This is a genomic window from Christensenella sp. KGMB01412 (assembly GCF_055522415.1).
Map to the genome: position 1 here is coordinate 72180 of NZ_JBVFVW010000007.1, position 10063 is coordinate 82242.

Sequence of the window (10063 nt, forward strand, 5' to 3'; positions counted from 1 at the left end):
CAGGCACCGGCAAGGGAACGGCAAAATGGATAAAAGAAGTATAATCAAAAAACTCAACGGGGTACTATTGTTTTTAATCATACTGTCCATGGGATGTATCATAGCGGTATCGCTGCCTTTTTCCGTTCGCGATGAAATCGACGACATTGATGATGATTTTGGAAAGGGCTGGACACTGCAATACCAGGGGGAGGCCAAAAGCAGTGAAATTGACCTTATGGTACGCAAAATCAAAAATCCTATGAACAAAAGGATTATTCTCACAAAAACGCTGCCGCAGGAGGAAATCAGGGATGCGAGCATCGCGTTTATTGCGGCAAGGCTGGACGTTGATATCCGTATTGGCGGCGAGGAATTCTTTCATTACGAACCGCAAACCATTTTGGGGAATATTACGATGGACGGGCCGGAAACAATTCTGGTCAGGCTGCCGGAGCGTTATATGGGAAAGGAAATACGGATTACGCTTGAAGGGAAATATCAGGACACAAGCAGCAGCCTTACGCATATGTGCTTTGGACAGGAGTCGAAAATAATCCTGCACAAGATCGGCACGAATTCAGTGAAGGGGCTATTGGGTTCTTTTCTGGTGACGATCGGCATCATTTTACTGGTTGTTGCCCTTTCCATGAGAAAAATCGAATTCGAGTATGGAAAGCGCACCCTGTGGATGGGACTTAGCGTATTTTGTATCGGATGGTGGTATGTGGTGGATTTTATGCACGCCAGCGGCATTGTGTATTACGATACGGCGGGATTTTTGTTGTGCGGTTTTTTGTATCTGGTTATTCCTTTTCTGGTGATGAAATTTTTGCAGAATGTGGTTTCGTCCAAATGGAGCAGGGTAATTGCGCGGATTTCCTATCTTTACATCTATGGCGGCGCTGCGCTGTGCGTCTTGCGCCTGACAGGGGTATTTGACTATGCCATGTATATAGTGGTATCGATGATTTTTGATTTTACGATGTATATCATGTGCGCTGCCGTATTATTCCGCGATAAGAGCGTCGCAAGGAGAGTGGTGGTTCAGGTTGTGCTTGTGGTGGGCTGCGTCGCGCTTGATTATGTCCGGCTGTTTACATTTCAGGAAAAATCTACGCTTCCTTTTACAGCTCTTGGCATCACGGTTGTGGTTTTGATCATGATGAAACGGATCGTTTCGAACGCCATCCTTGCGGTCAGGAAAAGCGAGGAAAAGAAAATGCTGGAGCAACAGTTAAAAATACAACTGGAGCATTATGAAACGAAGAGAAGCTTCAGCGAGCAGATACGCATTCTGCGCCACGACCTGAAAAACCATATTTTGGCGATAAACGGGCTTTTGGAGCAGGGGCGGGTACGGGATACGCAGGAGTACCTGCGTGAACTAACGGACATCGTAACGCCGAAGCAGGAGCTTATTATCACAGAAAACCCTGCACTGGACGCAATCCTGACAGAGAAAAAACACGTGGCAAATGAAAACGGCGTCAAAATGAAGCTGGACCTCAGGCTGCCCCGCGGCGTAAAAATTGCGCCGGAGGACTGGTCTGCCATCGTGGGCAACGCCCTTGATAACGCTATCGCCGGATGTATTGAATCCGGCAGGGAAGCGCCGGAGATTTTTTTGGGGCTTAAAGCGCAGGGCGGCATGCTGAGCGGCGTGATCGTAAACCCTGCAAAGGAGCCCGCACCCAGGGAAAAGGAAGGCGGGCTTGGGTTGATCAGCATTGCAAACGCTGTGAAAAAATACAACGGGACGATGAAAATAACAAGGGAAAACGGAAGGTTTCGCCTGGAGTTTTACCTGTACGACATTTCAAACGGCTAGACAATGTCCTTCCAGCCGCCTGAGAGGAATCCGGAAAGCTCGTCGCGCGCATTCGCGGCAAAATTGGGGCCGACGGGCAGTTTTTGCCCGGAGAAAAGCCGGACCGACGAGCTGCCCATGGAATAAATATGGGCGGCGTTGACCAGAAAAGACCTGTGCAGCCGGATAAAGGTTTGCGACATTGGGCGGATTTGGCGCTCTACGCTTGAAATGGAAGTGTAATGGCCGACAGGCGCGCAAAAATCCGGATAGAGAATTGTCTGGTGACGCTGCGCTTCAAAATACATGATGGAAGAGAGCGGGAAGGAATACTGGTCGGCGCCGGAGCGAAAGCAGTAGCAATCCGTCCTGCGCCTTGCCGCTTCGATTGCCGCGTCGAGGAAGATTTTCTCGAACTCTCCGGGCGAAGTAAGGTCTTTCACAATGTAATGATAGGCCTTCATGCCAAACGCATCTACGGCAAAATCGCCGCTGACGGTGAGATAGATGATCAGGGCTTTACAGCCCAGCTTACGCAGGGCCTCGCCCGTCTGTATTCCGTTCATGCCCTCCATCAGAATATCCAGAAAAATAATATCCGGCTGATGCGGTTTATCTTCCAGCACAAAGCTGAGCTGGTTGCCGCTTGTAAATTCCCTGACGCTGACAGGAATATTACGCCTGCCCGCAATACTGCGGATGAGCGCGCCATATCGATTCAGGTCGCCCGGATTATCGTCGCACAGATAAACTTGTATCACAACTGCCCTCCTGTATTCGTGCCGGAAAAACGTGCTTTCGTGCCGGAGATAAACCATAGCCGCCCTATTTTGGCATGATGAAAAAAGGGTGGTTTTTTGTTGCGCAAAAGCAGCGCATATGCCAAAAACGGACTGGTTATGGAATGCCCGGGTAAAAATGAAAAACCGCCCGGTACCGGACGCCTGATTGCACGTTGATTCGCAATATTTCTACATTTGCGAAACGATGCGGAAATATAGGTTATTTGGTCTTATTTTAATCAACAACAGCGGCAATGTCAAGAAAAAAGCGGGAGCGCATCCGTTCTACAGGCGTTTGGCAAAAGCCGCCGCAGCCCGAAAACCCTTTCACAAAAAGGTTATCGAAAGTTGCATGGAATAAGCCGTCAAATAAACCGTCAAAAAAACAGCAGGAGGAAAAAACAATATGGCACGAAAGGGAGAAAATATTTATTTGCGCAGGGACGGCCGTTGGGAAGGCCGTTACATCAAGGGAAGAAAGCAGGATGGAAAGCCTGTGTTCGGCTCTGTCTATGCAAGGCAATACCAGGAAGTAAAGAGGAGGCTGGTGCTGATCAAATCGCAGCTTTTACAGAATCCGTCCCCGGTTCTTATTTACCGGACAGGACAGGCGGCAGAGTGGATGGATTTTTGGCTGGAGGAGGTCGCGCGGCCCAACATACGCGAGTCCACTTATCTGGCATACCGCCGGCAGATCGGCAAGCACCTGATTCCCGCGTTTGGCTCGATGCCGCTGCGGGAGATCGACGCGGAGAAAATCAGGCAATTTACCGGCGTACTCAAAAGCAGGGTTGCGCCCAACACGATGATCGGTATACTGCGCCTTCTAAACGCAATCCTGAAGGAAGCGCGGATCAAGAGGCTGATCGAAGCCAACCCAATGGAGGAGTGCAGGATGCCCAAATTCAAACAGCGCAAAGCGCGCGTCCTGACGCGTGCGGAGCAACAAAGGCTGGAGCGCGAGACAGTACGGCAGGGAGACCTGGAATACATGGTGATGCTTTATACGGGCATCAGGCTGGGCGAATTATGCGCGCTGCGCTGGAACGACGTTGATTTTGTAAACAACACCCTTACAGTGGACGAAACGCTGCAGCGCGTGCAGGCAACGGCGGGCGGGGCAAAGACAAAGATCGTTACGGGGCTGCCAAAATCGCTTAGCTCGGTGCGGGTAATACCGGTTCCGTATTTTGTGATCAGGATGCTCAGGGATTATATGGAGGAAACCGGCGCGGGAACGGACGGGTACATTTTCAGGGGAAAATCCGGCGGACACACAGATCCGCGTACGCTGCAGGCGCGCTTTGCAAAAATTACAAAACGCCTCGGTATCAGGGGAGCCCACATCCATACGCTCCGGCACACATTTGCCACGCGCTGGCTGGAGCATAACAAACGGGGCGGCTATGAAATACTGGGCGAGCTGCTTGGACACAGCAGTCCGAAAGTCACGCTGCAGTTTTACGCGCATTGTACGCAGGCGAGCAAACGGCAGTCGATGGACCGGATGGAACGAATTGCCTGACCAAAATAATAAGCCGTCAAGGCTGGTCAGACGGCTCGCAGGAAAGCGTATCAAAAAGCAAAAAAGCAGGGAAATGGCGCGAATGTAGAAATATTGCGAAAAAACACGAATGCAGTAAGCGCACTCAGGCACGTGTTTTTCAACGAACCGGTTGCTTACCGTCCGGGAATGGTTCCAAAACGGGTAAAGGATTACCCGCCGGGAAACATATCCTGATGGGTATTATATCACGCGGTTCCACGGGAATGGATTAAATTACGGTGCGGCAGAATTAAATTATGGCGTGCCAGGATCATAGCAATTTGTCAAAAGGTTGGTTACAGGCTTTTGGTATAAATTGCAAATGAAAGCGATTTACGCCGAGTTTTGCATAACCGGCTTAAAGTGAAATCGCTGTAAAATAAGCGGCGCAGGGAGAAGGAAACAATGCAGCTGACAATCACAACCGATTATGCGATTCGGCTTGTTTTATATTTGGCGCTGAACAAGGGACGGATCGTTCCGGCAACGGAAATCGCTGAAAAAATGGGGATTCCTAAAAAGTACCTGATTGCGACAGCCCACAAGGTCAAAGCGGCAAGGCTGATTAAAGGGCATATGGGCGTGCGCGGGGGCTACAGCCTCATGCGAAAGCCGGAAGAAATAAGCGTTTTGGATATCGTGACGGTAACGCAGGGCGCGATAGAGATCGACCGGTACCGGGGGCGCGGTGAGAACGATTCCGCGCCTTATGCGGCACACTGTCCGGTAAAGAATTTTTTCCGGGACATCCAGCAGATGATAGAAAACCGTTTTGGCAGTATGACCATAGCGCAGTTGATGAATACAAACGAAACGTAACCTTGGGGGGAACAGAGATTGGTTGTAGCGATTTGCGATGATTGCAAGGATAATATCCTGCGGTTTACGGACGTCCTGTGCAATATATGTGAAAAATTCCGGATCGAATTGAACATCGAGCCATATACCAGCGGGAACCAGATGCTGTTTGAGCTCGATGACATGAAGGACCAGCCGGACGTGATCTACCTTGATATCGATATGCCGGGAATCGACGGCATCGAAACCGCACGCAGGCTGAGGGAGCGCGATTGTGAGAGCGAGATCATATTCCTGACCGCAAGCTCCATGAAAGACGTGATTCTTCGTGCGTTTGACGTGGACGCGTTTCATTTCCTGATTAAGGAAGAGACTCCAATAGAGAGATTTGAAGAGATTTTTTTGAAAGCGTTTGACAAATGCCGCAAAAAGGCGCGGGAAACGCTTGTTTTTTCGTGTGCGGGAGAAAACAGGAAGGTGTTCGTGGAGGACATCGTGTATTTTGAAGCGCGCGACCATTATATCACCGTGTATTACGGTAACAAGAATTTCGAATTTTATTCTACCTTTGGAAAAATCGAAAACATTTTGCTGGACAAAGGATTTGTGCGAATCCACCGTTCGTACATTGTCGCGGCAGGTAAAATTATACGTTTAAGCAAGGACGGGCTGCAGATAAAGGGCGGCCCGGAGCTTCCCGTGGGCAGGTCTTACCTAAAGGCGGTGAGGACGGCCTTCAAATCCCGGAAAACAATTTAAAGTACAAAAAAAGATGTCGTTCACGTAAAAAAAGCGTTGTTCACGATGTAAAGCGCACAAAAAATGGAGTTTGCGGTACAACTGATAATAAAAAAACTGGGCGGTATCTATCTATGCGGAAAGGAGCGGTTAAAACGAAAAAACAGAAAAATAACAGAATAGTAATGTTTTTATTAACGTTCCTCCTATTGCTCAGTATTCCGTTTACCGCCCTTGCCGCAGGAAACGGCTACCACCATGTGGATTGGGAGCCTTATTTTTGTATGCAGGCATACGACGTGACGATGACGGGCGTGCAGGCAAGCGGGTTCAACAAAAAGGGCGAGCTTGAAAATGAGATCGTGAAAAGATCAAGGTCGGTCGTCAAAACCTGGGAAAACTTTGAAGTGTACGAAGGCGGATATGAAAAGATAGATATCGGAGGGCTGGCGGCCCTGAAGGAGCCGGGCAAATATCCGGTTACAATGTATTTATTTGCGGATGACACGTCGTCCAACTATATAGAAATCAACGTCATAATCACAGAGCCAATGCCGGAGCCGACTCCAGCTCCTACACCGGAGCCAAGCCCTGAACCGACGCCAAGCCTCATGCCGATCCCTACGATGGAACCGCAGGAACCTTCGGAACCGCCGCAGCAGGACGAACCCGAGGCGCCCGCGTCGCAAACAGGCAAGCTGGCTCCTGCTCCAAAGCCAAATCCAACTCCCAGTCAAACGGAAGCTGTGGTCATAGAAGCTGAGCCGGAGGAAACGCCCGCCCCGCCCGCGCCTTCCGCAAGTGCGGAGCCTTCTGTTTATGCAGTGAAGGAGCCGGAGCCAAAAGAAACGCCGGAACCGGAGGAAGAGCCGCAGGCAGATGAAAATGAGGTAACGCCGCTTGCGGTGGGATTATTCGGTGCGTCCGGTATTGCGGGCGTTTTATTCGCACTGAGTATTATCAAAGACCTGGGATCGATCCGCTGGTATAACAGCAAGCGAAAAAAGTAATGGGGCACAGAAAGGAAACGCATGATGAACAGCCTTGAAATCATTGGAATGGTATTGCTTGCGGCGATTACCGCGGCGGGTATTATCATAAAATCTGTTACCCGCAGAAAGCTGAAGGATATGGACGGAATCAGCGAAATATTCCTGTCCGGAAGTAAAGAAAAGATAACGGGGAAATTTTAGAGATGGGCAATCAGGAGAATATATTGGGCTTGATCCAACCGCAAAACGATTATCCGGAAATTATCCAGTTTTTTAAAATGCTGACGCTGCCAAAAGCGCTCGTTGGCTATAACAGGGAGCATGTGATAGACGCGCTGCGCTGCCTGGACGGATTATACCGGAATAAAATTTTGGAGCTGGAAGAGCGCAACAAGAGAAGCCAGGAATTCAGCCAGAGCCAGATACAGCAAAAGGAATGCACGATCTCCCAAATGGAGAAAAAAATCAGGAAGAATGAGATTGTGGTGCAATACGGTATTGACGGGCAGCCGGCAGGTTCCCGCAAGCAAATGGATGTAATAACGCAGGTCATCCATGAGATACAGCAGGGACTTACCCTTGTGATCAGGAAAACAACGGCGCAAGCCCGGCAGGTATGCGAGGACGCCAAAAAGCAGGCGGACGAAATCCTCGCGGAAAGCCGCAGGAAAATAAAAGAGGAGCAGTTGCTCCACAGGCAGGCGCTCGACAGAATGGCGGAGCTGAAGAATCAGTATCTTACCGACCTTGGGGCTTTGCAGGCGATTCTGGGGGATATGCAGGCGGAAGCGGACCGCTTCCGGAAAAAGCTGGAAGGTATCCAGGAAAAATCGGCGGTTTGAACACGACCGGGGAAAGGCGATGGCGCCCCGGATGCAATAATCAGGTACAGGAAAGGGAGTTAATATGAAAGATCGTATGGAAATACAGCAGCTGAAAAAAATGGGGAAAACTGAATTGGTCCGCCTTGTGCAGGACTGCGACGACGAGAACCGCAGGCTTGCTGAGGAAAATGAAAAAAAACAAAGCATTATTGAGGAGCTTGAGCGGCAAACAGCGCAGTTGCAGGGACAGGCGGCACAACTGCAGGGGCAAATGGCGGATATGCAGATGAACCGGAAAAAAGCGCAGCTTACGCAGCAGGAACCGGGCTCGCTGGCGGATTCCATGATACAGGTAAACGGCGTAATGGAGGCCGCGCAAAATGCCGCAAAGCAATACCTGGAGCATATGAGGGAAATGGAGATCGCCAAGCAGAAGGAAGCGGAGGCGGTGATTACCGCCGCGCGTTACCAGGCAGAGCAGATCATTTCCAAAGCCAAAGCGGGAGCGGAACAGGTGAAGGAGGCCAGTACAAACGTACTGCAAAGCCTGCAAATTGAGATAGATAAGATGCTGTCCGGCGCGCGCGGGGAATATGAGCAGCGGATTGCCGCAGATACGCCGGTTCCGGGTGCTGAGGCTTATATCAACATGGCTTTGCAGCAAAAGCCGTTTGAACAGGATACGCAGGCTGAAACGGGCGAAGTGCCGCATCTGGACGATATTTTGTATCCGGCTGCGGACAGCCGGCAACAGGAAGAGGCCGTGCAGCCAGTCGGTATTCAGGGGGAAAAGCCTTTTGCGGAGATTACGCTGCAGGAAGAAAAAACACAAACCGATTTTCCCGCCGGCGACAAGCCCGGGGAGGCTGAGCCGGAAGACGATTATACCGACGGACTGAGCGATGAAATCAGGAGCGTAATAAGCGACCTTGCCTATCGGACGCAGCACATTGGCGAAACGGATTAAGGCAAACCGAATGATAAAAGGAGGTAATATTTGTGGCTGATATCAATCAGGAAATCAAAGGACTTCAAAAGCTGAGTAAAATGGACCTCATTATTTTGCTGGGGGAACTGGACGAAGAGCTTGAGGGATTTGAAAAGGATAACCGCGAAAAAGAAACCAAAATCAGCGAGCTAATGCAGGAGAATCAAGCCCTGCGTTTGGAAAAAAGCGACCTTACAGAGAAAAACGAGGCGCTGGTAAGCCAGATTCAGGCTGCCAACAAAAGGCTGCTGGAGCAGGAAGAGAGGCCTGTTAACCTGCAGGCGGTCGAAGCGGCGATCCGTCAGATGAACGAGATGGCGCAGCAGACGGGGCGGCAGGTGAACTTACTCAGGGAAATGGAAAGCGAAAGGCGTAAGGATTCTGCCCGCATAACCGAGAGTGCGCGCGTAGAGGCGCAGTCTATCATCGAGACAGCACAGATGAGAGCGATGGGCATAACAAAACAGTTGCAGAAAACGAATCTGGAAATGCTTGCAAATATGCAGGAAGCAATCGACAACGCGCGCAGGGGATATGAGGCTGCCTTTACGATAGAGCAGCAGGAAGCGGAACGGAGCGAAAATAAAATCCGCGAATTTCCGTCCCAGCCGGAAGACGTACAGCCACAGGAAGAGCAGGTTATTCTGAGCGCAGAGCAGGCAAAAAATCTTCTGAAGGTATTAAAGCGGTTTGGAAAGCCGGATGCGCAGGAGCAGGCTGAATAAAACGTGACTCCGGGGGAATGAAAAGCAGGGAAATCTATGCAGGAAAAAAGAAACAAAACAAAAACCACCCCGGAGAAAAGCGCAGAAGGGGAAAGGCGCCGTCCAAGCCTTGAAGCGGTAAGGGCGGAAATTGAGCGGCTAAAGCAGCGGCAGGAACGGAAAAAAGAGGTATGGGGCATTATAAGCCGCATCCTCTTTGTCGCTATGGCGGTTGTATTGGTCAATATTTATGTCGTAAGGATCGCGACGGTAAACGGCGCGTCTATGGAACCAACCCTGCATAGCGGAGATGTGGTTCTTTGCTCGCCGCTTGGATATACGCCGGATTATGGCGATATCGTTGTGACGGAAATGGATTTGGGAGACGGAGACCTCATTAAGCGCGTGATTGCGCTTGCCGGTGATACGGTGGACGTAAATTATGAAACGGGGAAGGTCAGCGTCAACGGCAAACAGATCGACGAGCCGTACACGCTGGGACCGACCAATCTCGAGGGAGATGTGGAGTTTCCGGTGCAGGTACCCCAGGGACGCGTGTTCCTTCTTGGGGACAACCGGAATAATTCCATAGACAGCAGGCGAAGCGTACTTGGCATGGTGCCTGAATGCACGCTGCTGGGCAAGGTATATTTCAGGATTTTCCCGCTGGAGGGAATCGGAACCTTGCAGTGACAAAGACATTTATCCGTGGAAAAAAATTCCCGGATTGCATTGATAAGCTGGCCGGACGGGGGACGAAACAGATTAAAAAAAGGCCCTCAAAAGGTGTTGTTCACGTAAAAAAAGTGCTGTTCACGATGTAAAACGCACAAAAAACAATATTTATTGCATAATCGGTTACACGATAAAAACTGGGGGAACCATCCCCGGATTAAAGTTGG

General features: G+C 50.3%; 11 protein-coding genes. 10 read left to right on the forward strand and 1 reads right to left on the reverse strand.

Going from position 1 to position 10063, the window contains the following annotated elements; genetic code table 11:
* Positions 1-25 precede the first annotated feature (25 nt).
* Positions 26-1810 (forward strand): sensor histidine kinase, encoded by a 1785-nt coding sequence (locus ACS5WU_RS11320; RefSeq protein ID WP_302760378.1) that lies wholly within the window; start codon positions 26-28, stop codon positions 1808-1810.
* Here ACS5WU_RS11320 and ACS5WU_RS11325 read toward each other — a convergent pair.
* On the reverse strand, positions 1807-2550 hold the full coding sequence (locus tag ACS5WU_RS11325) for a LytR/AlgR family response regulator transcription factor (protein WP_059108405.1): 744 nt from the start codon (positions 2548-2550) through the stop codon (positions 1807-1809). The genes ACS5WU_RS11320 and ACS5WU_RS11325 overlap by 4 nt on opposite strands.
* 427 nt (positions 2551-2977) lie before the next feature.
* Between ACS5WU_RS11325 and ACS5WU_RS11330 the strand changes: the two genes are divergently transcribed.
* The 9 genes from ACS5WU_RS11330 to lepB all read left to right on the forward strand — a co-directional run bounded on the left by ACS5WU_RS11330 (position 2978) and on the right by lepB (position 9854).
* The gene (locus tag ACS5WU_RS11330; protein WP_302760376.1) at positions 2978-4096 is read left to right on the forward strand and encodes a tyrosine-type recombinase/integrase; all 1119 of its coding nucleotides are present in this window, start codon (positions 2978-2980) and stop codon (positions 4094-4096) included.
* A 426-nt stretch (positions 4097-4522) separates the two neighbouring features.
* Entirely contained in the window at positions 4523-4936 is a 414-nt protein-coding gene (locus tag ACS5WU_RS11335) for an RrF2 family transcriptional regulator (protein ID WP_052740055.1), read from the forward strand.
* A gap of 18 nt (positions 4937-4954) precedes the next feature.
* Positions 4955-5674 carry a LytR/AlgR family response regulator transcription factor gene (locus ACS5WU_RS11340; protein WP_059108402.1) on the forward strand — a complete coding sequence of 240 codons (720 nt, stop codon included), beginning with the start codon at positions 4955-4957 and terminating at the stop codon, positions 5672-5674.
* 164 nt (positions 5675-5838) lie between these two features.
* A complete protein-coding gene (locus tag ACS5WU_RS11345; protein ID WP_302760375.1) occupies positions 5839-6663 on the forward strand; it encodes a hypothetical protein in 825 nt (274 codons plus the stop codon).
* Between the two features lie 24 nt (positions 6664-6687).
* Positions 6688-6846 (forward strand): hypothetical protein, encoded by a 159-nt coding sequence (locus ACS5WU_RS11350; RefSeq protein ID WP_160295555.1) that lies wholly within the window; start codon positions 6688-6690, stop codon positions 6844-6846.
* A gap of 23 nt (positions 6847-6869) precedes the next feature.
* The gene (locus tag ACS5WU_RS11355) at positions 6870-7487 is read left to right on the forward strand and encodes a hypothetical protein (RefSeq protein WP_320606753.1); all 618 of its coding nucleotides are present in this window, start codon (positions 6870-6872) and stop codon (positions 7485-7487) included.
* Positions 7488-7551: 64 nt separating this feature from the next.
* Positions 7552-8436, forward strand: a complete 885-nt coding sequence (locus tag ACS5WU_RS11360; RefSeq protein WP_302760373.1) for a hypothetical protein — start codon at positions 7552-7554, stop codon at positions 8434-8436.
* Between the two features lie 32 nt (positions 8437-8468).
* Positions 8469-9182, forward strand: coding sequence for a hypothetical protein (locus ACS5WU_RS11365; RefSeq protein ID WP_302760372.1), 714 nt, complete (start codon positions 8469-8471; stop codon positions 9180-9182).
* A gap of 36 nt (positions 9183-9218) precedes the next feature.
* A complete protein-coding gene (gene lepB / locus ACS5WU_RS11370) occupies positions 9219-9854 on the forward strand; it encodes a signal peptidase I (protein ID WP_059108399.1) in 636 nt (211 codons plus the stop codon).
* The last annotated feature ends 209 nt before the right edge of the window (positions 9855-10063 follow it).